Source organism: Enterobacter sp. DSM 30060 (assembly GCF_013375955.1).
In the GTDB taxonomy this organism is placed as follows: domain Bacteria; phylum Pseudomonadota; class Gammaproteobacteria; order Enterobacterales; family Enterobacteriaceae; genus Enterobacter; species Enterobacter intestinihominis.
This window is the reverse complement of record NZ_CP056118.1, coordinates 4,350,112-4,373,392: the sequence shown is the minus strand read 5'-3', so window position 1 is coordinate 4,373,392 and position 23,281 is coordinate 4,350,112. Positions and strand designations below refer to the sequence as shown.

23 protein-coding genes are annotated in these 23,281 nt (G+C 53.4%); 13 read left to right on the top strand and 10 right to left on the bottom strand.

Annotated features, from left to right (window positions below):
- Positions 1–349 precede the first annotated feature (349 nt).
- From topA to acnA, 6 genes are all read left to right on the top strand, one after another.
- On the top strand, positions 350–2,947 hold the full coding sequence (gene topA / locus HWQ15_RS20875) for a type I DNA topoisomerase (protein WP_063149430.1): 2,598 nt from the start codon (positions 350–352) through the stop codon (positions 2,945–2,947).
- A gap of 186 nt (positions 2,948–3,133) precedes the next feature.
- On the top strand, positions 3,134–4,108 hold the full coding sequence (gene cysB, locus HWQ15_RS20870; RefSeq protein WP_006810844.1) for an HTH-type transcriptional regulator CysB: 975 nt from the start codon (positions 3,134–3,136) through the stop codon (positions 4,106–4,108).
- A 336-nt stretch (positions 4,109–4,444) separates the two neighbouring features.
- On the top strand, positions 4,445–4,585 hold the full coding sequence (locus HWQ15_RS20865) for a YmiA family putative membrane protein (RefSeq protein ID WP_096168876.1): 141 nt from the start codon (positions 4,445–4,447) through the stop codon (positions 4,583–4,585).
- 8 nt (positions 4,586–4,593) lie between these two features.
- Complete coding sequence (locus HWQ15_RS20860; RefSeq protein WP_162181317.1) at positions 4,594–4,758, top strand: hypothetical protein; 165 nt, start codon at positions 4,594–4,596, stop codon at positions 4,756–4,758.
- A gap of 137 nt (positions 4,759–4,895) precedes the next feature.
- Complete coding sequence (gene ymiC / locus HWQ15_RS23380) at positions 4,896–4,994, top strand: small membrane protein YmiC (RefSeq protein ID WP_032103392.1); 99 nt, start codon at positions 4,896–4,898, stop codon at positions 4,992–4,994.
- A 165-nt stretch (positions 4,995–5,159) separates the two neighbouring features.
- A complete protein-coding gene (acnA, locus tag HWQ15_RS20855; RefSeq protein WP_023306390.1) occupies positions 5,160–7,835 on the top strand; it encodes an aconitate hydratase AcnA in 2,676 nt (891 codons plus the stop codon).
- A gap of 37 nt (positions 7,836–7,872) precedes the next feature.
- Here the strand turns inward: acnA and ribA are convergent, their stop codons facing one another.
- On the bottom strand, positions 7,873–8,463 hold the full coding sequence (gene ribA / locus HWQ15_RS20850; RefSeq protein WP_013096372.1) for a GTP cyclohydrolase II: 591 nt from the start codon (positions 8,461–8,463) through the stop codon (positions 7,873–7,875).
- A 197-nt stretch (positions 8,464–8,660) separates the two neighbouring features.
- Between ribA and pgpB the strand changes: the two genes are divergently transcribed.
- From pgpB to yciH, 5 genes are all read left to right on the top strand, one after another.
- Entirely contained in the window at positions 8,661–9,428 is a 768-nt protein-coding gene (gene pgpB, locus HWQ15_RS20845) for a phosphatidylglycerophosphatase B (RefSeq protein WP_032622464.1), read from the top strand.
- A gap of 148 nt (positions 9,429–9,576) precedes the next feature.
- A complete protein-coding gene (locus HWQ15_RS20840; RefSeq protein WP_006810839.1) occupies positions 9,577–9,885 on the top strand; it encodes a LapA family protein in 309 nt (102 codons plus the stop codon).
- Positions 9,886–9,891: 6 nt separating this feature from the next.
- Complete coding sequence (lapB, locus tag HWQ15_RS20835; protein ID WP_003856819.1) at positions 9,892–11,061, top strand: lipopolysaccharide assembly protein LapB; 1,170 nt, start codon at positions 9,892–9,894, stop codon at positions 11,059–11,061.
- Positions 11,062–11,245: 184 nt separating this feature from the next.
- Positions 11,246–11,983 carry an orotidine-5'-phosphate decarboxylase gene (gene pyrF / locus HWQ15_RS20830; RefSeq protein WP_023306389.1) on the top strand — a complete coding sequence of 246 codons (738 nt, stop codon included), beginning with the start codon at positions 11,246–11,248 and terminating at the stop codon, positions 11,981–11,983.
- Complete coding sequence (gene yciH, locus HWQ15_RS20825; RefSeq protein ID WP_046619721.1) at positions 11,983–12,309, top strand: stress response translation initiation inhibitor YciH; 327 nt, start codon at positions 11,983–11,985, stop codon at positions 12,307–12,309. The genes pyrF and yciH overlap by 1 nt, the downstream gene beginning before the upstream one ends.
- 104 nt (positions 12,310–12,413) lie before the next feature.
- On the opposite strand, the gene osmB is transcribed toward yciH, so the two are convergent.
- The 3 genes from osmB to HWQ15_RS20810 form a co-directional block, all read right to left on the bottom strand.
- Positions 12,414–12,632, bottom strand: a complete 219-nt coding sequence (gene osmB / locus HWQ15_RS20820; protein WP_003856823.1) for an osmotically-inducible lipoprotein OsmB — start codon at positions 12,630–12,632, stop codon at positions 12,414–12,416.
- A gap of 262 nt (positions 12,633–12,894) precedes the next feature.
- Positions 12,895–13,647 carry a DNA-binding transcriptional regulator YciT gene (locus HWQ15_RS20815; protein WP_063149432.1) on the bottom strand — a complete coding sequence of 251 codons (753 nt, stop codon included), beginning with the start codon at positions 13,645–13,647 and terminating at the stop codon, positions 12,895–12,897.
- A gap of 37 nt (positions 13,648–13,684) precedes the next feature.
- Positions 13,685–13,867: a hypothetical protein gene (locus HWQ15_RS20810; RefSeq protein WP_022648315.1), complete on the bottom strand. Its 183-nt coding sequence runs from the start codon at positions 13,865–13,867 to the stop codon at positions 13,685–13,687.
- Positions 13,868–14,058: 191 nt separating this feature from the next.
- Between HWQ15_RS20810 and HWQ15_RS20805 the strand changes: the two genes are divergently transcribed.
- Entirely contained in the window at positions 14,059–14,928 is an 870-nt protein-coding gene (locus HWQ15_RS20805; RefSeq protein ID WP_022648314.1) for a crotonase/enoyl-CoA hydratase family protein, read from the top strand.
- On the opposite strand, the gene pdeR is transcribed toward HWQ15_RS20805, so the two are convergent.
- The 5 genes from pdeR to HWQ15_RS20780 all read right to left on the bottom strand — a co-directional run bounded on the left by pdeR (position 14,925) and on the right by HWQ15_RS20780 (position 21,754).
- The gene (pdeR, locus tag HWQ15_RS20800) at positions 14,925–16,913 is read right to left on the bottom strand and encodes a cyclic di-GMP phosphodiesterase (protein WP_032624132.1); all 1,989 of its coding nucleotides are present in this window, start codon (positions 16,911–16,913) and stop codon (positions 14,925–14,927) included. The genes HWQ15_RS20805 and pdeR overlap by 4 nt on opposite strands.
- Before the next feature lie 206 nt (positions 16,914–17,119).
- Positions 17,120–19,054, bottom strand: a complete 1,935-nt coding sequence (locus HWQ15_RS20795) for an exoribonuclease II (RefSeq protein WP_023300251.1) — start codon at positions 19,052–19,054, stop codon at positions 17,120–17,122.
- A gap of 88 nt (positions 19,055–19,142) precedes the next feature.
- Complete coding sequence (locus tag HWQ15_RS20790) at positions 19,143–20,129, bottom strand: oxidoreductase (protein WP_023300250.1); 987 nt, start codon at positions 20,127–20,129, stop codon at positions 19,143–19,145.
- 153 nt (positions 20,130–20,282) lie between these two features.
- Positions 20,283–21,071, bottom strand: coding sequence for an enoyl-ACP reductase FabI (fabI, locus tag HWQ15_RS20785; RefSeq protein ID WP_003856831.1), 789 nt, complete (start codon positions 21,069–21,071; stop codon positions 20,283–20,285).
- Between the two features lie 281 nt (positions 21,072–21,352).
- Positions 21,353–21,754, bottom strand: a complete 402-nt coding sequence (locus HWQ15_RS20780; RefSeq protein ID WP_045308900.1) for a RidA family protein — start codon at positions 21,752–21,754, stop codon at positions 21,353–21,355.
- A gap of 132 nt (positions 21,755–21,886) precedes the next feature.
- On the opposite strand from HWQ15_RS20780, the gene HWQ15_RS20775 reads away from it, so the two are divergent.
- Positions 21,887–22,477 carry a TetR/AcrR family transcriptional regulator gene (locus HWQ15_RS20775; protein ID WP_022648309.1) on the top strand — a complete coding sequence of 197 codons (591 nt, stop codon included), beginning with the start codon at positions 21,887–21,889 and terminating at the stop codon, positions 22,475–22,477.
- Here the strand turns inward: HWQ15_RS20775 and sapF are convergent.
- Positions 22,474–23,280 carry a putrescine export ABC transporter ATP-binding protein SapF gene (gene sapF, locus HWQ15_RS20770; protein WP_003856838.1) on the bottom strand — a complete coding sequence of 269 codons (807 nt, stop codon included), beginning with the start codon at positions 23,278–23,280 and terminating at the stop codon, positions 22,474–22,476. The genes HWQ15_RS20775 and sapF overlap by 4 nt on opposite strands.
- Position 23,281: the final 1 nt, after the last annotated feature.

The following is a 23,281-nucleotide window of genomic DNA, read 5'->3' as shown; positions in this document are numbered from 1 at the left end:
GGCAAATTTTCCCTGCTATCCACGGGTATAAGGAACAGGGGCTGGCTGGCGGGATTTGCTTTTGCATGCTAATAAAGTTGCGTAACGAATTTTATCAGGTACAGTGTGCGCTTTCGTCATTCTGGCAACAGAATTGCTTGACATTCGACCGGGAATTCGTCACGAATGAACTTTGATGTGAGAAAAATACCCGAAAACTCAATGACCTGGATGTCGCCATACTGACGTTCGGTAAGACAAAGGGGTTGATATCCCCTGACGACGTCGCAATATCAATGGCTCGTCGTCAGCGGAAGGGAAATCAACGTGCGGCGTATTCCTGGAAGAATTAAATTAGGTAAAGGTGAATATGGGTAAAGCTCTCGTCATCGTTGAGTCCCCGGCAAAAGCCAAAACGATCAATAAATATCTGGGCAATGACTACGTGGTTAAGTCCAGCGTTGGTCACATTCGCGATTTGCCGACAAGTGGCTCAGCCAGCAAAAAGAGCGCAGACTCTACCTCCACCAAAGGGGCTAAAAAGCCTAAAAAGGATGAACGTAGCGCGCTTGTCAACCGCATGGGTGTTAACCCATGGCACAACTGGGATGCACAATACGAAGTGCTGCCAGGCAAAGAAAAAGTCGTTAACGAGCTGAAACAGCTTGCTGAAAAAGCAGACCACATTTATCTCGCAACCGACCTTGACCGCGAAGGGGAGGCCATCGCATGGCACCTGCGGGAAGTGATTGGGGGTGATGACAAACGCTACAGCCGTGTAGTGTTTAACGAAATTACAAAGAATGCGATTCGTCAGGCGTTTGAAAAGCCGGGTGAACTGAATATCGACCGTGTTAACGCTCAGCAGGCGCGTCGCTTTATGGACCGCGTTGTAGGCTACATGGTTTCGCCGTTGCTGTGGAAAAAGGTCGCTCGCGGCCTGTCTGCGGGACGAGTGCAGTCTGTGGCTGTTCGTCTTGTTGTCGAACGTGAACGCGAGATCAAAGCGTTTGTCCCGGAAGAGTTCTGGGAAGTGGATGCGAATGTCACCACGCCGGGCGGCGATGCGCTGCCGTTGCAGGTGAGCCACCACAACGACAAACCGTTCCGTCCTGAAAATCGCGATCAGACCATGGCCGCCGTAGCGCTGCTGGAAAAAGCGCGTTATCAGGTGCTGGATCGTGAAGACAAACCGACCAGCAGCAAGCCTGGCGCACCGTTTATCACGTCAACGCTTCAGCAGGCGGCAAGTACGCGTCTGGGTTACGGCGTGAAGAAAACCATGATGATGGCCCAGCGTTTGTATGAAGCGGGTTACATCACCTACATGCGTACTGACTCCACCAACCTGAGCCAGGACGCTGTCAGCATGGTGCGTGGCTATATCGAGGACAACTTCGGTAAGAAATACCTGCCGTACAGTCCTAATCAGTACGCCAGCAAAGAGAATTCTCAGGAAGCGCACGAAGCGATCCGTCCTTCTGACGTTTCCGTTCTGGCGGAATCTCTTAAAGATATGGAAGCGGACGCCCAGAAGCTGTATCAGCTGATCTGGCGCCAGTTCGTGGCCTGCCAGATGACGCCAGCGAAATACGACTCCACTACGCTGACCGTTGGCGCGGGTGATTTCCGCCTGAAAGCGCGCGGCCGCATTCTGCGTTTCGACGGCTGGACAAAAGTGATGCCTGCGCTGCGTAAAGGTGATGAAGACAGAACGCTGCCTTCCGTCAACAAAGGCGACGAGCTGTCGCTGGTTGATCTGGTACCGGCCCAGCACTTCACCAAGCCGCCTGCGCGTTTCAGCGAAGCGTCGCTGGTAAAAGAGCTGGAAAAACGCGGCATCGGTCGCCCGTCTACCTATGCGTCAATCATTTCAACCATTCAGGATCGTGGATACGTTCGCGTTGAGAACCGTCGATTCTATGCTGAAAAAATGGGTGAGATTGTTACCGACCGTCTGGAAGCTAACTTCCGTGAGTTGATGAACTATGACTTCACCGCGCAGATGGAGGACAGTCTCGATGAGGTTGCCAGCCATAAGGCCGAGTGGAAGAAAGTTCTCGACAGCTTCTTCAGCGATTTTACCAACCAGCTTGAGAAAGCTGAGAAAGATCCTGAAGAAGGCGGCATGCTGCCTAACCAGATGGTACTGACCAGCATCGACTGCCCAACCTGTGGCCGTAAAATGGGGATCCGTACCGCAACCACGGGCGTGTTCCTCGGCTGTTCTGGTTATGCGCTTTCGCCGAAAGAGCGTTGCAAAACCACTATCAACCTCGTGCCGGAGAACGAAGTTCTCAACGTGCTGGAAGGTGACGATGCGGAGACCAACGCACTGCGCGCCAAGCGCCGCTGTAAGAAATGCGGCACGGCGATGGACAGCTACCTGATCGATCCAAAACGTAAACTGCACGTTTGCGGTAATAACCCAACCTGCGACGGTTATGAGATCGAAGAAGGTGAGTTCCGCATTAAGGGCTATGACGGTCCGATCGTTGAGTGTGAGAAATGTGGTTCCGAAATGCACCTGAAAATGGGACGCTTCGGTAAGTACATGGCATGTACCAACGACGACTGTAAAAACACGCGTAAGATCCTGCGTAACGGTGAAGTTGCGCCGCCGAAGGAAGATCCGGTTCCGCTTCCTGAGCTGCCGTGCGAGAAGTCAGATGCGTATTTCGTGCTGCGTGACGGCGCTGCCGGGGTATTCCTGGCGGCCAACACCTTCCCGAAATCGCGCGAAACCCGTGCGCCGCTGGTAGAAGAGCTGTACCGCTTCCGCGACCGTCTGCCGGAGAAACTGCGTTACCTGGCCGATGCGCCACAGCAGGATCCGGAAGGCAACAAAACCGTGGTGCGCTTCAGCCGTAAAACGAAGCAGCAGTACGTGGCGGCAGAGAAAGAGGGCAAAGCGACCGGATGGTCAGCCTTCTTTGTCGACGGGAAATGGGTTGAAGGCAAGAAATAATCTTCCCTTACCGTAACTTACCTGTAAAAGGGCCGGACTTCCGGCCCTTTTTTATTACGTAGTTATTATTTTTTGTTCCGTACTATACAGCCTGGCTATAAATGATATAGTGGTTATAGTTAACCCGTTTCTTATTATCAAATCGTATTAAGCGATTGACGCATGCGCTAAATCGGATGGTCTGGCATGAAATTACAGCAGCTTCGCTATATCGTTGAGGTCGTCAATCATAACCTCAATGTCTCTTCCACCGCAGAAGGTCTTTATACCTCTCAGCCCGGCATCAGTAAGCAGGTGCGTATGCTGGAGGATGAGTTAGGTATTCAGATATTTGCCCGCAGCGGTAAGCACCTGACTCAGGTCACCCCGGCAGGACAGGAAATCATACGCATCGCACGGGAAGTGCTCTCCAAAGTCGACGCCATTAAATCCGTCGCCGGGGAACATACCTGGCCGGATAAAGGCTCTCTGTATATTGCCACCACGCACACGCAGGCGCGTTATGCGCTTCCCGGGGTGATCAAAGGTTTCATCGAACGCTATCCCCGCGTTTCCCTGCATATGCATCAGGGCTCACCGACGCAAATCGCAGAGGCCGTGTCTAAAGGCAATGCTGATTTTGCCATCGCGACGGAAGCTCTTCATCTGTACGATGATCTGGTCATGCTCCCGTGCTACCACTGGAACCGCTCTATTGTCGTGACCCCCGATCATCCGCTGGCGGGGAAGGGCGAAGTGACAATCGAAGAGCTGGCGCAATACCCGCTGGTTACCTATACGTTCGGATTTACGGGCCGTTCTGAGCTAGACACCGCCTTTAACCGCGCCGGATTAACGCCACGGATCGTCTTCACTGCAACGGATGCGGACGTCATTAAAACGTACGTGCGTCTGGGTCTGGGCGTAGGCGTTATTGCCAGCATGGCGGTGGATCCTGTATCAGACCCGGATCTGGTGCGTCTGGACGCTCATGATATCTTCAGCCACAGCACCACCAAGATAGGTTTTCGTCGCAGCACGTTCCTTCGCAGCTATATGTATGATTTTATTCAGCGCTTCGCACCGCATTTAACACGTGACGTGGTCGACACGGCCGTGGCGTTACGCTCCAATGAAGACATCGAAGAGATGTTTAAAGACATCAAACTTCCTGCCAAATAATTACACCCGGTATCTTTCTCTTCTGGAAAGATACCGGTTTCCCCCTTTAAATCTAAATTAGAATTAACCTCATCTGCGCCTACTGTCATATATCGTCATAACCCATTTGATGAATAGGGTTTTACTGTCGCAAATTTGCGACAAAAGTAGAAACTAATTTACAGGTGTGCAAATTATTCTTTTCAATTATTTATTTCTGGTCAAAAGATTGAATTTTCCCAGGCTCAGATTCGTAAATTCACTGGCTTTTCGGCTAAAGTTTCTTTAGGATTTATCTCATCAGATGATTACTTGTGCCAATTGTTTGGTCTCTAAATGATAAGCGATATCGATTGTATGAGGTTAGCAATGCCGTCAGGAAGTGAAGAACCGCAAAGGGATCCCGCGCTTAAGCGTAAAGCCTGGCTGGCGGTCTTTCTCGGCTCTGCCCTGTTCTGGGTGGTTGTTGCTCTTCTCGTCTGGAAATATTGGGGTTGAATATGGTCATGACGGTGCGTACTGACGCGAGAAAAGAGATGTGTCAGCTTCGTGACAATGCTCACAAAGCGCGTAAGGCGCCAGCAACCAGCGTGCCAGCCTCCTGGCAACTGACGCCACAGCAGCAGGCCTTTATTGATGTGTTCGCAGAAGACGAACCCAAAAAACAATAATTTTGATTTTTGCGTAATGATGCAAATAGTCTGAATAAAGACTGTGCACTTTTGTACTCCTTAATAAATACACATCAGCAATATAGAACGAGGGCAGACCTCGCATCCTTAAATAATTAAAGTCTGGTGTCCCTATGATGAATAACATGACAACCGTAAAATACTGGTCATGGCTCGGCGTATTCTCAGCGTCGATCCTCTTCTGGTGTCAGCTCCTCTGGCTGGCCTTACACTAAATCGTAAAACCTCGCCACGGCGGGGTTTTTTGTTTAATCCCTCGCGTTGGACCATTCCTAAATTTATCAATTTGGGTTGTTATCAAAACGTTACGACATCTTTGTGTTATCTTTAATTACAGCCCTGATGATTGTCAGGACATCCCTGTTTTTAAGGAGGAGCTTATGTCGTTAACCCTACGCGAAGCCAGTAAGGACACATTACAGGCGGAAAATAAAACCTGGCGCTACTACAGCTTACCGCTGGCTGCCAGAACGCTTGGGGACATTTCGCGGTTACCCAAGTCGTTGAAAGTACTACTGGAAAACCTCTTGCGCTGGCAAGATGGCGACTCGGTTACCGAGGAGGATATCCAGGCTCTGGCAGGGTGGCTGAAAAATGCTCACGCAGACAAAGAAATTGCCTACCGCCCGGCCAGGGTATTGATGCAGGATTTCACCGGCGTGCCGGCGGTTGTGGACTTGGCCGCCATGCGTGAAGCTGTTAAGCGTCTCGGGGGCGATACGGCTAAGGTGAACCCGCTCTCACCGGTAGACCTCGTCATCGACCACTCCGTCACCGTCGATCACTTTGGTGACGACGATGCTTTCGGTGAAAACGTCCGTCTGGAGATGGAACGTAACCATGAACGCTATGTCTTCCTCAAATGGGGTCAGCAGGCGTTCAGCCGCTTCAGCGTTGTTCCACCAGGCACCGGCATTTGTCACCAGGTCAACCTGGAATATCTCGGCAAAGCCGTCTGGAGTGAATTGCAGGATAAAGAGTGGGTGGCTTACCCGGATACGCTGGTGGGCACCGATTCACACACGACCATGATTAACGGCCTTGGCGTTCTGGGCTGGGGCGTCGGTGGTATTGAAGCGGAAGCGGCCATGCTCGGCCAGCCGGTATCGATGCTCATTCCCGATGTGGTGGGCTTTAAGCTGACCGGTAAATTGTCCGAAGGCATTACCGCCACGGACCTGGTTCTGACGGTCACCCAGATGCTGCGTAAGCATGGCGTGGTGGGTAAATTCGTTGAATTTTATGGTGATGGTCTGGATTCACTGCCGCTGGCGGACCGGGCCACCATCGCCAACATGGCGCCGGAATATGGTGCGACCTGCGGCTTTTTCCCGATTGATAGCGTTACGCTGGAGTATATGCGCCTCAGTGGTCGCAGCGAGGAGCAGGTGGCGCTCGTAGAGGCCTACACCAAAGCGCAGGGCATGTGGCGTAACCCGGGTGACGAGCCGGTATTTACCAGCACGCTGGAATTGGATATGGGCACCGTTGAGGCAAGCCTCGCAGGGCCGAAACGACCGCAGGACCGCGTCGCCCTGAGCAACGTTCCGAAAGCCTTTGCCGCCAGCAATGAGCTGGAGGTTAACGCCGCGCAAAAAGATCACCGTCCTGTGGACTATGTTCTGAACGGGCATCAGTATCAGCTCCCTGACGGCGCCGTGGTGATCGCCGCTATCACCTCCTGTACCAACACGTCCAACCCGAGTGTGCTGATGGCAGCCGGGCTGCTAGCGAAAAAAGCGGTAGAACTGGGGCTCAAGCCACAGCCGTGGGTTAAGGCGTCGCTGGCGCCTGGTTCGAAAGTGGTTTCCGATTACCTGGCGCAGGCCAGACTCACGCCGTACCTCGACGAGTTGGGCTTTAACCTGGTGGGCTACGGCTGTACGACCTGCATCGGTAACTCTGGTCCACTGCCTGAGCCTATTGAAGTGGCGATCAAGCAGGGTGATTTGACCGTTGGCGCGGTACTTTCCGGTAACCGAAACTTTGAGGGGCGTATTCATCCGCTGGTGAAAACCAACTGGCTGGCCTCGCCGCCGCTGGTTGTAGCCTATGCTCTGGCCGGAAACATGAACATTAACCTGGCGACCGATCCGATTGGTCACGATCGCAAAAATGAACCTGTCTATCTGAAAGACATCTGGCCATCATCGCGTGAAATTGCGCGCGCGGTAGAGAAAGTTTCCACCGAGATGTTCCGCAAAGAGTATGCGGAAGTGTTCGAAGGTACAGCGGAATGGAAAGCGATCGACGTGGTGGGTTCCGATACCTATGACTGGCAGGATGATTCCACCTATATTCGTCTGTCGCCCTTCTTCGATGAGATGCTGGCGGAGCCTGCACCGCTGAAAGACATTCACGGCGCGCGCATTCTGGCGATGCTGGGCGATTCCGTCACCACTGACCATATCTCACCAGCGGGGAGCATCAAAGCGGACAGTCCGGCAGGTCGGTATCTGCAAAGCCGTGGCGTGGAACGTCGCGATTTTAACTCCTACGGTTCGCGCCGCGGTAACCACGAAGTGATGATGCGCGGGACATTTGCCAACATCCGCATTCGTAATGAAATGGTCCCGGGCGTGGAAGGGGGCATGACGCGCCACCTGCCGGATACAGAGGTCATTTCAATTTATGACGCAGCCATGAAGTATCAGCAGGAGGGTACGCCGCTGGCCGTTATTGCCGGTAAAGAGTACGGCTCTGGTTCCAGTCGCGACTGGGCGGCTAAAGGTCCACGTCTGCTCGGGGTTCGCGTGGTGATTGCCGAATCCTTTGAACGTATCCACCGCTCAAACCTGATCGGGATGGGGATCCTGCCGCTGGAGTTCCCGCAGGGCATAACGCGTAAAACGCTGGGTCTGACCGGGGAAGAGCAGATTGATATCAGCGGTCTGCAAAATCTGCAACCGGGTAAAACCGTTCCGGTGAAGTTAACGCGGGCAGATGGTACAACAGAAGTGCTGGATTGTCGGTGTCGAATTGATACGGCAACAGAGCTAACCTATTACCAGAACGACGGCATTTTACATTATGTGATTAGAAAGATGCTGGACTGATAAAACTCGCCCGGCAGAAGTGCCGGGCGTTTTGCGTTTACTCGCTCAGCAGGTGCCCCATCTTTGCAGCTTTGGTATCGAGGTAGTGCGCGTTTTTCGGATTGCGGCCAACAATCAGCGGCACGCGTTCAACGATATTGATGCCCGCTTCAGTGAGGATCTCCACTTTTTTCGGGTTATTGGTCAACAGACGCACTTCGTCCACGCCCAGCAGCTTGAACATATCCGCGCAGAGGGTGAAATCGCGCTCGTCAGCAGCAAAGCCGAGCTGATGGTTTGCTTCGACGGTATCATAGCCCTGATCCTGCAACGCGTAGGCACGGATTTTATTCAGCAGACCGATATTGCGTCCTTCCTGGCGGTGATACAGCAGCACGCCACGTCCTTCCTCTGCGATATGAGAAAGAGCGGCTTCGAGCTGGAAACCGCAGTCACAGCGCAGGCTGAAGAGCGCGTCACCGGTCAGACACTCAGAATGAACGCGGGACAGTACCGGCGTCTGCCCCGAAATGTCACCGTATACCAGGGCGACGTGATCTTGTCCGGTTGCCAGTTCTTCAAAACCCACCATCAGGAAATCGCCCCATGGGGTTGGCAGTTTGGCTTCTGCCACACGTTTAAGCTGCATGTGATTCTCCATACCAGGCTGACACGTTTCGTGCCTTTGCCCCATTTTGCTTTCTGTATTGGACTATTTTGCCACAAGCCCGGCTACTTCACCTAATCACCACCACGCTATACGGACGTTAAACGCACGATCCGACATATCCACCAGAAGGTGGAAACTCAGTTATGATTGTGGTGCTTAGTGAAAAAGGAGAGGACATGCTTTCAATTGCCAGACGCACGGCCGCAGGCGCCGCCGTATTGCTTGTTATACCCCTGATCGTTTGGTTCTCCGGCTGGATGTGGAAGCCCGGACAAAACGAGACGTGGCTGAAAGCCTTATACTGGATAACTGAGACGGTCACCCAGCCCTGGGGGATTATTACGCACGTGCTGCTCTGTGCCTGGTTCCTGTGGTGCCTGCGCTTTCGTCTTCGCGCGGCGCTGGTATTATTTGCCATTCTCGGAGGTGCCATTCTTGTCGGGCAGGGGGTGAAGTCGTGGGTGAAAGATCGCGTGCAGGAACCCCGTCCCTTTGTTATCTGGCTGGAAAAAACGCACCATATTCCGGTAGATGAGTTCTACACTTTAAAGCGTAAGGATCGCGGGGCGTTGGTGAAAGAACAGCTTGCGGAACAGCAGGATATCCCGACATTTTTACGCAAACACTGGCAAAAAGAGACCGGCTTTGCGTTTCCTTCCGGACATACGATGTTTGCTGCCAGCTGGGCGCTACTCGGCGTGGGGCTGCTTTGGCCACGTCGACGTACCCTCACGATTGCGATTTTGCTGGTCTGGGCGACAGGCGTAATGGGCAGCCGGATGCTGCTGGGTATGCACTGGCCGCGTGATTTGGTGGTGGCTACGCTGATTTCGTGGGTACTGGTGACGCTGGCGACCTGGCTTGCACAACGTTTCTGTGGGCCTCTGACGCCACCGCAGGAAGAGAAGGAAGAAATAGCCGAAAGGGAGTCAGGCGGAACCTGAAGCTTGATATTCCGCATTTTGACCATAAATCCATGAAGGGCGCATTACTTTTTCCGTTTCGCGCCCGCCACTAAAATGGTAGCTTATAAGGCTGATTGCAGTGAGTTGAACACGCTTTATACGCTCGAACCACATAACGGGAAGTCATGTGAAATATTTACTCATTTTCTTACTGGTGTTGGCGATTTTTGTCATTTCAGTCACATTGGGCGCGCAAAACGATCAACAGGTAAGTTTCAACTATCTGCTGGCGCAGGGCGAGTACCGGGTGTCGAGCCTGCTGGCTGTGTTATTCGCAGCGGGTTTTGTCATCGGCTGGCTTGTATGTGGCCTGTTCTGGCTTAAGGTTCGTGTTTCCCTTGTTCGCGCTGAACGTAAAATTAAACGACTTGAACATCAACTTACGCCTGCGACTGACATTCCGGCGAGCTCTGGTGTGCCGGTAGTCAAGGAATAATCGAATATGCTGGAGTTGTTGTTTCTGCTTTTGCCTGTCGCCGCAGCCTATGGCTGGTATATGGGCCGCAGAAGCGCGCAACAAACAAAACAGGATGAAGCAAACCGACTCTCCCGTGACTACGTTGCGGGGGTGAACTTCCTGCTGAGCAATCAGCAGGATAAAGCGGTCGATCTGTTCCTCGACATGCTCAAAGAGGATACCGGCACCGTAGAGGCGCATCTCACCCTGGGAAACCTGTTCCGCTCGCGCGGAGAGGTTGACCGTGCCATCCGTATCCACCAGACCCTGATGGAAAGCGCATCGTTGACCTATGAGCAACGGTTGCTGGCCGTGCAGCAGTTGGGCAGAGATTACATGGCGGCGGGCCTGTACGATCGCGCAGAAGATATGTTCTCTCAGCTGGTGGATGAGACCGATTTCCGTATCGGTGCGCTTCAGCAACTTCTGCAAATCTACCAGGCAACCAGCGACTGGCAAAAAGCGATTGATACCGCCGAACGGCTGGTCAAACTCGGCAAAGATAAACAGCGCGTCGAAATTGCCCATTTTTACTGCGAGCTTGCCCTTCAGCAAATGGGTAGCGATGACATGGATAAGGCCATGGCATTGCTAAAAAAAGGCGCCGCGGCCGATCGCAACAGCGCCCGCATCTCGATAATGATGGGGCGGGTCTTTATGGCTAATGGTGATTACGCCAAAGCCGTGGAAAGCCTGCTTCGCGTTATCGATCAGGACAAAGAGCTGGTCAGCGAAACGCTGGAAATGCTGCAAACCTGCTATCAGCAGTTAGGTAAGCAGGACGAGTGGGTTGCATTCCTGCGCCGCTGTGTTGAAGAAAACACCGGTGCCACAGCCGAGCTGATGCTGTCGGATGTCGTCGAAGAGCACGAAGGGAGTGATACCGCCCAGGTATACATTACCCGTCAGTTGCAGCGCCATCCGACGATGCGCGTCTTCCACAAGCTGATGGATTATCATCTTAACGATGCAGAAGAAGGGCGCGCTAAAGAGAGCCTGATGGTGCTGCGAGACATGGTCGGTGAACAGGTGCGGAGCAAGCCGCGCTATCGCTGCCAGAAATGCGGCTTCACCGCCTATTCGCTCTACTGGCATTGCCCTTCCTGCCGGGCCTGGTCCACCATCAAGCCAATTCGTGGTCTGGACGGGCAGTGATTTTTTAAAACACTCCATTTTAGTTACAACATACTAAAGAGTACATTATTTCTTTCAGCACCGTGCGGTCTGTGGTTCAGCAGGAAAAGCATTCGATTCTGTTCATTTACCCCGAGGGCAGGTAGAATGCACGCCGTTTATCTGTTCCGCGCCGCTGCGCGCCCATAGACGAAAAGGGCTGGTCATGACGTCTGTTACTTCCTCCACTTCCCGCGTAGTTACCGATTCTCCTGTAGTTGTTGCTCTGGATTACAATAACCGTGACGCCGCACTGGCCTTTGTTGATGGTATTGATCCCCGGGATTGCCGTCTTAAAGTAGGCAAAGAGATGTTTACGCTGTTCGGTCCGCAAATCGTCCGCGATCTGCACCAGCGTGGTTTCGACGTTTTCCTCGACCTGAAATTCCATGATATTCCGAATACCACTGCCCACGCCGTTGCTGCGGCGGCTGAACTAGGTGTGTGGATGGTTAACGTTCATGCCTCCGGTGGGGCACGTATGATGACGGCTGCGCGCGAAGCGCTGGTGCCGTTTGGCAATGACGCTCCGCTTCTTATCGCCGTCACCGTGCTGACCAGTATGGATGAATCTGACCTTCGTGACCTGGGTGTGACGTTGTCACCTGCCGAACATGCGGAGCGTCTGGCGCGCCTCACGCAACAATGTGGGCTTGATGGCGTGGTCTGTTCAGCTCAGGAGGCGGTTCGCTTCAAATCTGAGTTAGGCCGCGAATTTAAACTGGTGACGCCAGGTATCCGTCCGGCAGGCAGCGAGTCAGGGGATCAGCGACGCATCATGACGCCAGAGCAGGCGCTGAGCGCGGGGGTAGACTATATGGTAATTGGTCGCCCGGTGACGAAATCCGCTTATCCGGCAGAGACTCTGAAAGCGATTAATGCATCACTGAAAAAGGGGGCATAATGCGTGATGCCAACACTCGTCTGGTCTATTCAACAGATACCGGGCGCATTGAAGAGCCAAAAGAGAAAGCTGAACGTCCGAAAGGCGATGGAATCGTGCGTATTCAGCGCCAGACCAGTGGCAGAAAAGGGAAAGGCGTTTGCCTTATCACCGGCATTGATCTGGATGATGCAGAGCTGGTAAAGCTCGCCGCTGAGCTTAAAAAGAAGTGCGGATGCGGTGGGGCAGTAAAAGACGGCATAATTGAGATTCAGGGCGATAAGCGGGATTTAATTAAAACGCTCCTGGAAGCCAAAGGTATGAAAGTCAAACTGGCGGGCGGTTAAAATAAATGAGCCACGGACATTGCCGTGGCTCTTTTTTTTACGTGCGTAAGTCAGACCTGAAAATACAAAATATATTATTATACCGGTGAGAGCCGTTATGGTGATTATTTGCCCACCTGGTGACCGATAATACCACCTACGGCAGCACCACCTAATGTACCCAGCGTACTACCATCCGTTAATACTGCACCACCAAGCGCACCAGCACCGGCACCAATCGCGGTGTTACGGTCACGTTTAGACCAGTTAGAGCAAGCGCTCAGAGACATTGCTACAGTGATTGCCAGAACAGCGGCGGCTAATTTTTTGCTGGTAAAGGTCATAATACTTTCTCCTGAATTATCGATTCACGGAAAGGAATGCACTTTAAGTATAGACAATATCCATACTTAAATTCTGTTCCCGTGAAAGCTGGTCGCGCAGGCGTTACATCATCACGCAGGTGATAGTCACTTCCTGTTATATCGCTAATATTAATTTTACGTGTTTAGAACAGTTTCAACAGGTAAAAACTCTTAAAGGAAGGGTCGGAATACTCTCAGAGAAAGGTTTAAGTGCGCCCATTATTCGGGCGCAGCAGGATAATCAGGCCGTTTTTTTCACAATATCGACAGTCAGGCCGTCTTGTTCTAATTGCTGGCGATATTCATCGCGTAAACGCTCATCCGTGATCACACGGCTGAAGCGCGAAGCCGGACCCATCGTATAAGGGTGTACGGCGCCAAACTTAGAGCTATCGGTCAGCACAATCGCTTCACACTCTTTGGCGAGTACGGCGTTCACCACGTCTGAACGCATCATGTCGCGACCGGTAAAGCCGGTGTCGGGCTGCCAGCCGTCAATGCCAATGAATGCCTTACTGAAGTGAACCTGCTGAACATATTGACGCGTTAATGGCCCCACCATGCTTTCGCTTTTCTTCTGGTAAATGCCGCCCAGCAGAATGACCTCGCAGCGAGTTTCCTTCAACAGATGGGCGATATAGCTGCTTACGGTAATGATGGTAACGTCTTTTTGATCGGCAAGCGTGCGCGCCAGAAGGGCGTTACTGCTGCCATTTTCAATAAAGACGGTCTCACCGTTATTCACTAAGGATGCAGCAAACTCCGCCAGTTCCCGCTTGAGCGCAAAATTGTTCATCATGCGGGTTTCAACGTCGTCGCTGTCCAGTGGAACGGCATATCCGTGCGCACGCCGCAGGTAGCTCTGTTTTTCCAGAAAATTCAGATCCTGACGAATGGTGACTTCAGAAACGCCGGTAGCTTTAGCGAGATCGACTACGCTTACGCGTCCCTGATCGATCACCATCTGCAAAATGATTTGTTGTCGGGAATTCATAGCATCCATTTAAAAGGCAAGGGCGAAAACGACGTGGTTACACTTCCCACGGGGCTTTTGGTTGAGTGGATTCTGATGCGTTATCAGTGCCGTTCTCAGCCAGCAGTTCAGACTTGAGGATCTCAAGATTACGGATAGCAGAGTGATAATCGCCCGCGACAAGAATATCCAGCACAGTATCAATACGCTGTGCCACGGCTGTTGCATCAATGTTAGACATAAGCTCACCCTGAAGCGAAAAGTTAATATTATCAATGATGCAGAAAATTGATTCAAAAGAGAAGGTAAAAAATGCAATAACCAAAGTTCATAAATGAAAGTGACAAATTTAACCCCCGTATGCTGCGGGTTGTAGGGGTGGATTAGTCTAAAACTGCGCGCAACGCGCTTTTTTATAAGAGGAATTCGACTATGACAGTTATCAACCAGACAACCTGCACATTGTTTACTGATGCTGAACGATTCACTCAACTGGCGGCTTATTATGAGGCCGAACGGCGCACGGTGTGGATGATGTTACGTGCCACGCCACGGCCTTGCTTCAATCATGCGCTGATCGAGGAGATCATGAATCTCTCCTGGCTGGTTCGCCAGTCCGGATATGTCGTTGATTTTTGGGTCACCGGATCGCTGGTCCCTGACATCTACAATACTGGCGGTGATTTACAATTCTTCGTTGAGTGCATCAAAAACAACCGACGCGAAGCGTTACGCGCCTATGCCCGGGCCTGTGTGGACTGCGTTCATGCCGCCTCACGAGGGTTCGATACCGGTGCTGTCACGCTGGCGATGGTGGAAGGAAGCGCGTTAGGGGGCGGGTTTGAAGCCGCGCTCGCGCATCATTTCATTCTGGCCCAGCGCGATGCCCGATTAGGCTTTCCGGAAATCGCGTTCAATCTGTTCCCGGGCATGGGCGGTTATTCACTGGTGGCGCGTCGTGCCGGCATGAAAATGGCAGAGGCGCTGATTTATAAAGGTGAGTCGCATACGGCGGAATGGTATGAACAGCACGGTCTTGTGGATCTCTTATTCGAGCCGTTACAGAGCTATGTTTCGGTACGGACGTTTATCGACACGCTACAGCCGAAGCTGAACGGCGTAAGGGCCATGCTGCGCGCGCGTACGCGTGTTCTGCCACTTCCGCGAAGCGAGTTGATGGACATTACAGAGGATTGGGTGGATGCCGCCTTCTGCCTTGAACCGAAGGATATCGCCTACATGGAGCGGCTGGTTATGCTGCAAAATCGCCATCAGGCGACGGGCTTACGCAAAGCCAGCTAACGGACATTCCTGGCCTGATAGCGCTTTAGCCATCGCTCGAATGCGGCTGCGGGCATGGGCTTAGCAAAAAGATAACCCTGCCGTTCGTTGACGCCATTCTTCGTCAGAAAGGCGTCTTCTTTTGCACTCTCCACCCCTTCAGCAATGACCTGCAGATTCAACGCCTGTGCCACGGCGACTATCGCGCGCACGAGCGACTGTGAAATGGACTGCTTATGGATATCCCGGACGAAGGACTGGTCAAGCTTGATGGCGTCGATAGGGAAGCGCGCCAGCTGCGACAGGGAAGAGTACCCCGTACCAAAGTCATCAAGGTGAATTTGCGCCCCCAGGCGGCTAAATTGCTGGATCACTGACAGGGCCAGCTCTTCATTTTCGATGAGACAGCTTTCGGTCAATTCCACGTCAATCGGGCAGTATTCAAAATTCAGGTCTTTCAGCGCCTGCTTCAGGTCACTGAAGATGGTCTGGTCCGCCAGCTGACGGGCGGAGACGTTGACCGCGACGCGCAGGTTGATCCCTTTGTCGCGCCATTTTGCCACCTGGCGCACCACATCGAGCATAACCCAGCGGCCAAGGGGCACTATCAGCCCTGACTCTTCTGCATAGGAGATAAATTCCATCGGCGGGATCAGGCCACGCTCTGGTGACTGCCAGCGCACCAGCGCCTCCAGACTTCTGACTTCGCCGCGCCAGGTCATTTTTGGCTGGTAGTGAATTAACAGCTGATCGTTATCCAGCGCTTTACGCAGGTTGGTATCCAGCCACAGATATTCAAATACGCGCTGGTTCATCTCTGGCGAGAAGACGCAGAATTTACCCCGGCCATTTTCCTTGGCGGTGTACATGGCGGTGTCGGCATTGCGAATGACGCTTTCCCGATCGTTACCGTGCTGGGGCGCAAGCGCGATACCAAGCGAGCAGCCAGTGTAAACCTCTATCAGCCCGATGCGGAAAGGCTGCCGCAGTCGGGTCAGAATGCGCGACGCCATAGCTTCCAGAGCGCCCTGCGAGGTATCGGTGGCCATCACGATAAACTCATCCCCACCCAGGCGCGCCAGGGTTTGTCCGTCGTCCAGGCAACTCAGGATCGCCAGCGCAACGGCCTGTAGCAGCTGGTCGCCAAACATATGCCCATAGGCATCGTTCACTTTTTTAAAGTTATCCAGATCGAGATAAACCACGCCCACCTGCGTTTCACCCCGGGAGGTGATGGCGTCGGAGATCAGCTCATGGATGGCATTTCGGTTAGGCAAACCGGTAATCGTATCCGTATTGGCGAGAACGCGCAGGCGCTCCTGGGCCCGACGCTCTTCCGTGATGTCGGTACCCGAACAGATGAGGAAAATTTCATTTTTCCCGCTGCCGCTGTGAACGAATTTATTTCTGAAGAGAAACAGGCGTTGCCCCTTGCGGGTCTTGATCCAGCGTTCGACTTCGTAGGAGCTGCCGTTACGAAAAAAACCGGTGATGTTGCGTTTTGAGGCCGCGGCTTCGCTGCGGCTCATGAACAGTTTAAACACGTTTTGCCCGATGACTTCCTGTTCCTTCAGGCCCGTATATTCTTCACTTAAACGGTTGAAGCGCTGAATATTCCCGTTCTGGTCGAGGATTACAATTACGGAGTTAGCTTCGGACACCACCTGTTCGGCGAAGGAGAGTCCCTGCGCCAGATCGCGCGCCACGGAAGGCGTGTCGTTCCATGCTGATGCCGTTCCCGCCCACTCATTTTTGTTAATTTTACGACCGACAAGATGGACGGGAACGTCCAAACCATACAAGGGAAGGGTCATGGCAATGCTGGCGGTGATAACGGTGAGCTGGCGAATCAGAGCAGCCTGCTCATCGTCCAGCGCAACCACCTGAACGATGTCAGCGCTTTCACTGGCAGCAAGATGCAGAGCATTGCTGTCTGCTGTTAGTCGCCACCAGGGGCTATGCGTACCCATGTAACGAAACAGCAAATTCTGCTCCAGATCGTCCATCCCGTTTTCTCCCGCGGCTGCTGAGTAGCGCACAAATTATTCATTTGCAGTCGACTATGACGGCTCTTTTTACTGTAGATAATTCTGGCGAAATGTGGCGGTAGGAAACAGAAAAGTGTGAGAAAAAACGATGATTTTGCGAGAGATAATACTGGGGAGAACTCCCGGCCATCCCTGAACGGAACGGCCGGGAGTCTACGCGGTTATCAGGCGACAGGGCGCGCGATAATGCTGCGGGTTTCCATGCGGACTTCAGCGATGTTTACATCAATCACGTCAGTGACTTTGTAAACCGTTTCGCCTTTAATTTGCACGGTCCCGTTTTCCTGGCTACAAACCAGTTCGTCGCGAACGGCATGCAGGAACGGGGCAGGAATAAAGGCAACGGCGCCATTATCCACCAGACGCACGCGCATACCGCCGCGGCTGATGTCAATGATTTCAGCCGGGAAACGGGTGTCAGTCCCTGCCTTATCATTCAGGAAACGCGCGTACAACCAGTCGCCGACATCACGCTCCGCCATACGGTTCAGACGGCGACGCTCTGCCATCTGCAACGTAGTCTCATCCTGTGGGCGGGCAACAGATTCCCCTTTGATGATCGCTTTCAGCAGACGATGGTTAACCATGTCGCCGTACTTACGGATCGGGGAGGTCCAGGTGGCGTAAGCCTCAAGACCGAGACCGAAGTGCGGGCCTGGCTCCGTGCTGATTTCCGCAAAGGACTGGAAGCGGCGAATGCGGCTGTCAAGGAAACCTGACGGCTGTGCGTCCAGCTCGCGGCGCAGCTTGCAGAAGCCTGGCAGGGTCAGCACCTCTTCCGGATCGACGTGGACGTCATGGGTTTTGAGCAGGGCGGCCAGCGCTTCGGTGTTAGCCGGGTCAAAGCCGGTGTGCACGTTGTAAATGCCAAAGCCTAACTTGTCGCGCAGCACGCGTGCGGCGCAAATGTTGGCGGAGATCATCGCTTCTTCAACGATACGGTTGGCAATACGGCGTGGCTCGGCGACGATATTGAGCACTTCGCCTTTTTCCCCCAGCACAAAGCGGTAGTCCGGGCGGTCCTTAAATACCAGCGCGTGGGTCTGGCGCCACTCACTGCGGCTCTGGCAGACGCGATGCAGCAGACGAATTTGCGCAGCGATATTATCGGATTCAGGCTTCCAGCTGCCGGTATTTTCCAGCCAGTCGGACACGTTGTCATAAGCCAGTTTAGCTTTGGATTCGATAGTGGCGGCGAAGAATTCGATATCTTCTTCAATGGTACCGTCAGCCGCGATGGTCATGCGGCAGGCCAGTACCGGACGCACTTCATGGGGACGCAGGGAGCAGAGATCGTCGGAAAGCTCGCGCGGCAGCATCGGGATGTTGAAGCCCGGCAGGTAGTTGGTGAACGAACGCACTTTGGCCATTTCGTCCAGCTTGCTGCCTTCGACAATCCATGCGGTAGGGTCGGCGATGGCGACGGTCAGATGCATTTTGCCATCCGCTGCCTCTTCGGCATACAGCGCATCGTCCATATCCTCGGTGCTGGCGCTGTCGATGGTGACAAAGTCCAGCGCTGTCAGATCGCGACGCTCAAGACCTTCGTCCTGCATTTTGGTCGCTACGCCATCCGGCGCTTCTTTTTCGAGGTTGTGGCGCGCCAGCGTCACCCACCATGGGACGAAATGGTCGTCGCCAAAGGTGATGAACTGGGTCAGCTCGGCGTAGAAACCGCGATCGCCTTTTAAAGGATGACGGCGCATTTCGGCAACCGCCCAGTCACCCTCGACAAAGTCATGCTCAACGCCACGCGCAGCGCGGCAAGGGATGGCATCTTTCAGGAGAGGATGATCCGGTACGATAGAAAGACGATCGTCTTTTTTATGCACTTTCCCGACAAAGCGGGTCAGGAAAGGTTCGATCAGTGCTTCCGGCTCGGCAGACTCTCGTTCCTTTTCGGTATGAATAACGGCCGAAATGCGGTCGCCATGCATCACTTTCTTCATCTGAGGAGGCGGAATGAAGTAGCTCTTCTGTCCGTCAACTTCAAGAAAGCCAAAGCCCTTTTCCGTGGCTTTTACGACCCCTTCTGCACGGGGCGTCTGGGAATGTAGTTGCTGTTTAAGCTGCGCTAGCAGCGGGTTGTCCTGAAACATAATGTTCTATTTTCGTAGCCATTGAGCGGCTGACAGTTTTACGCGATTCTCACTGCTACAGCAAGCGCTCTTTAGGTAAAGCGTGTGGTTATTCCTCTTTGCCAAGCGCCACGCGAAGACGGTCCAGCCAGCCATTAAAAGCGCCGTGGGTTAACAGGTTAATTGCCTTGCCCGGTGGGATACCGGCCTCCGTGAGAGGCGTTAACTGGGCGGCGCTAAAACGATCGGGAGACGTAAGCAGCAGCGTATGGGCGGCTGAGAGCGATGCAGATGGCTGGGCTTCGCTTTGTGGGTGGTTAACCAGTATCTCGCCCGTCAGATTCAGCAGCATCGGCTCATGGCAGAGAACCGGCGTGAGCGCTGAAAGCGCAGGTTCGGCCTGCCAGCGTGAGAGCGCCTCAAGTTGAACCGCACTGGCATATTTTAGTTCGACTACGGGCTGGGTGGCTGTCCATCGGGTAAAGCTCAGCGGTAGTGTATGGGGCTGAATGTGGTGTCCCGGTAGCCAGCGTACCGGATGGCCAAGCAGCGCCTGAAACACTGCAACCGCCCGCGCCTGAAAACCAGTAAAGCCGATGATCTGGTTGATAAGCACAATGTCATACGTTGTCAGTCCCACCTCATCAAGCTGGGTTTGCGCTTTATCGTCAATGACGTCCGGGGAGCTCGCCAGCTGGCGGGCATACTGAGTGATTTCTGCAAGGCGTCGATTGCTTTCCCGGGAAGAGTCGGGGCCCGGAAGGGGGGCGAGGAGCGCCGCGTAGTGGTTACAGAGCCGCTGGACGCCACACGCCTGGGAAACCGTCAACGCCGTGCTCAGTCTGTCGTAGGCGCTAAGCGTGTGCAGACGGTTTACGGGAGTATCGAGCGGGAATAAGAGGCGGCACAAGGTTCGGGCTGGCGTAAGCCACCCACAACAGCTTGCGGCAATGTCGTCAGGCAGGGCTAAATCGAGCAAAAAACGATCGTCGACGTTAGCGGCTTCAGGCACCAGCGGCAGAACGTCCGTCTGCGAATGATTCGACTGGGTTTCGTGATACCAGTGGCCTTTGCCGGAAAAACGGCGTTGTTCCATGGGCGTTCCTTGATCTCAAAATGGCGATCAATATCCTGGCGTAAGGCGGATGAGGGGAAAAATATTGTTAGGTGATAACAAATAGCAGAACGGAATAACGAAGTGCGGGGAGGGGAGAAAACTCTCTTCCCAGTCGGGAAGAGAGTAACAGACTTATTTGATTTCCAGCTCGTTCATGGCAGCGATGTTGAAGCCGCCGTCCACGTGAACCACTTCGCCGGAGATACCCGCGGAAAGGTCAGAGCACAGGAATGCCGCAGAGTTACCCACATCTTCGATGGTAACGGTACGACGAATCGGGGTAACCGCTTCGCAATGTGCCAGCATTTTACGGAAATCTTTGATCCCGGAAGCGGCCAGAGTACGGATTGGACCCGCAGAAATTGCGTTAACACGCACGCCTTCAGGACCCATTGCGTTCGCCATATAGCGCACGTTGGCTTCCAGAGACGCTTTCGCCAGACCCATAACGTTGTAGTTAGGGATAGCGCGTTCTGCGCCCAGGTAGGACAGGGTCAGCAGGGCTGCGCCCGGGTTCAGCATCGCGCGGCAGGATTTTGCCATCGCAACGAAGCTGTAGGAGCTGATGTCATGGGCGATTTTGAAGCCATCACGGGTAACCGCGTTCACGTAGTCGCCGTCCAGCTGATCGCCCGGAGCGAAGCCGATGGAGTGAACGAAACCGTCGAATTTCGGCCATGCTTTAGCCAGTTCAGCAAACATGCCATCAATGCTTTCGTCTTGTGCAACGTCACATTCCAGAACAATGCTGGAACCCAGCTGCGCGGCAAATTCTTCAACACGGCCTTTCAGCTTGTCGTTCTGGTAGGTGAACGCCAGCTCAGCGCCTTCGCGATGCATAGCCTGTGCGATGCCGTATGCGATGGACAGTTTGCTGGCAACGCCAGTTACCAGAATGCGCTTACCGGAAAGAAAACCCATAGCTTTAATCCTTATATTCATTGCTTATTTTGCCTTGTAATTCATAGCGTTACAGGCAGTATTTCAAAATCATTCGAAATTAGCTCGAAATTATAGCCCACTCACAGCCCCTTGTGTCACGATATTTCTCGCTCACGTGCCGTGACTGGGCGCACGAAAGACGTTGAACTGACTCTTTATCAGGCTATTTCGTGTGTATTCCAGCAGTATATCACCAGGTGCTGGGTTCGCCTCATCCAACCAGAGGTTGGCCAGAAGCTTCGCGCTAAGACGGCCGGATATTAATTCGCTGGCGAGGGGATTCGGGCAATAACCTTAATTTCAAAATCAAATCCGGCCAGCCAGTTAACGCCGATAGCCGTCCAGTTTGGGTAAGGTGGCTGTGGAAACACCAGTTTTTTCACCTCCATGATGACGGGGAACTGGTTTTCTGGATCGGTATGAAACGTCGTGACATCAATCAGATCGTCAAAAGTGCATCCTGCGGCGGCCAAAGTCGCCTGTAAATTATCGAATGCCAACTGCACCTGAGCGGCGAAATCAGGCTCAGGCGTGCCATCGCTGCGGCTGCCGACCTGACCGGAAACAAATAACAGATCGCCAGAGCGAATGGCAGCCGAATAGCCATGCTCCTCATAAAGGGCATGTCGATTGGCAGGGAAGACAGGATTACGTGGATGCATGGCATTTCCTTTTCTGTCAGAGGCGTTGTTGTGGTTACTTAAGAGAAGTAACATACGCAATGTATGTGAAAAAATGTAATTCACATACGCCGCGTATGTCAAATTAAAAATATCGCTTTTATAGGAAGTTCTATGGCTACAAAACGTCGTGCTGAAACAGCTCAGGAAAATCGCGAAAAATTGATTCATGCGGCGCGAAAGGCGTTTGCTGAGAAAGGCTTTGCTGCAGCGTCGATGGATGAACTGACGGCAAGCGTGGGGTTAACGCGCGGTGCGCTGTATCATAATTTCAGAGATAAGAAAGGGTTACTGGCGGCGGTGGTCGCGCAGATAGACAGCGAAATGGCGGGCAACGCGAAAGCCGTTGCCGCGGCCACAGACGATGATTGGGAGAGACTGCTGGCGGAAGGCATCGCCTACATCAACATGGCGCTCGTTCCGGAAGTTCAGCGTATCGTGCTTCTTGACGGTCCGGCCGTTCTGGGCGATCCGGCGCAATGGCCCAGCCAGAACAGCTGTCTTGAGTCGACCCGCCAGACTATCGAAAAATTAATCGAACGCAACGTGCTTAAAAAAATGGATGCGAAAGTCGCAGCCCATCTGTTGAACGGCGTTGCGCTGAATGCTGCCTTGATGATTGCCGCGAGTGATGAGCCGCAGAAGACGCTGCCGCATGCCATCGAGGTGTTTACTCTGCTGGCAAGCGGGTTACGCAACGGCTAACGATCTTTCCGCCACGCATCGGCCGTCAATGCTTCACCAAAGTGTCCGGCAATCAGGCGTTTTGTCAGGTCGTGGAGCGGGGAGGCCAGCACGTCAGCGGTACTGCCGCGCTCAACGACTTCACCCTGGTGCATCACCAGCACCTGATCGCTGATGTGCTTCATCATGCCCAGGTGCTGAGTCACGTAGATATACGATATCCCCTGCTTTTCCTGTAGCTCCAGCATCAGGTTGATGAGTTGCGAACGCATCGACATGTCCAGCGACGCCAGCGCTTCGTCGGCGATAATGACCTTCGGGCGCAGGATCAGCGCGCGGGCCAGTCCGAGACGCTGTTTTTGGCCCGGAGCCAGCATGTGGGGGTAATAGCTGACATGGTCGGGCAGGAGACCTACCAGACGCAGGGTTTCGACAATCCGCTTGCGACGCGCTTCCGGCTCCAGGTCGGTATTCAACCGCAGCGGGAAATCCAGGATCTGCGAAATACGCTGGCGCGGGTTGAGGGACGTTGACGGATCCTGAAAAATCATCCGAATGCGCTGGCTGCGGAAAGAGTAGTCACCAAATTCCAGAGGATGATCGTCAATCAGTATTTCACCGCCGCTTGGCTCAACCATACCCGCGAGCATTTTTGCCAGGGTCGATTTGCCCGAGCCGTTTTCACCGATAATCGCCAGCGTCTGCTTTTCGCGCAGCGTAAAGCTCAGCGGTTTAACCGCCTCGACGGTCTGACGGTGAAACAGGCCGGTGCGATAGCGAAAGGTCTTACTCAGGTTACGCACTTCCAGTAAGGTTTCGACCATT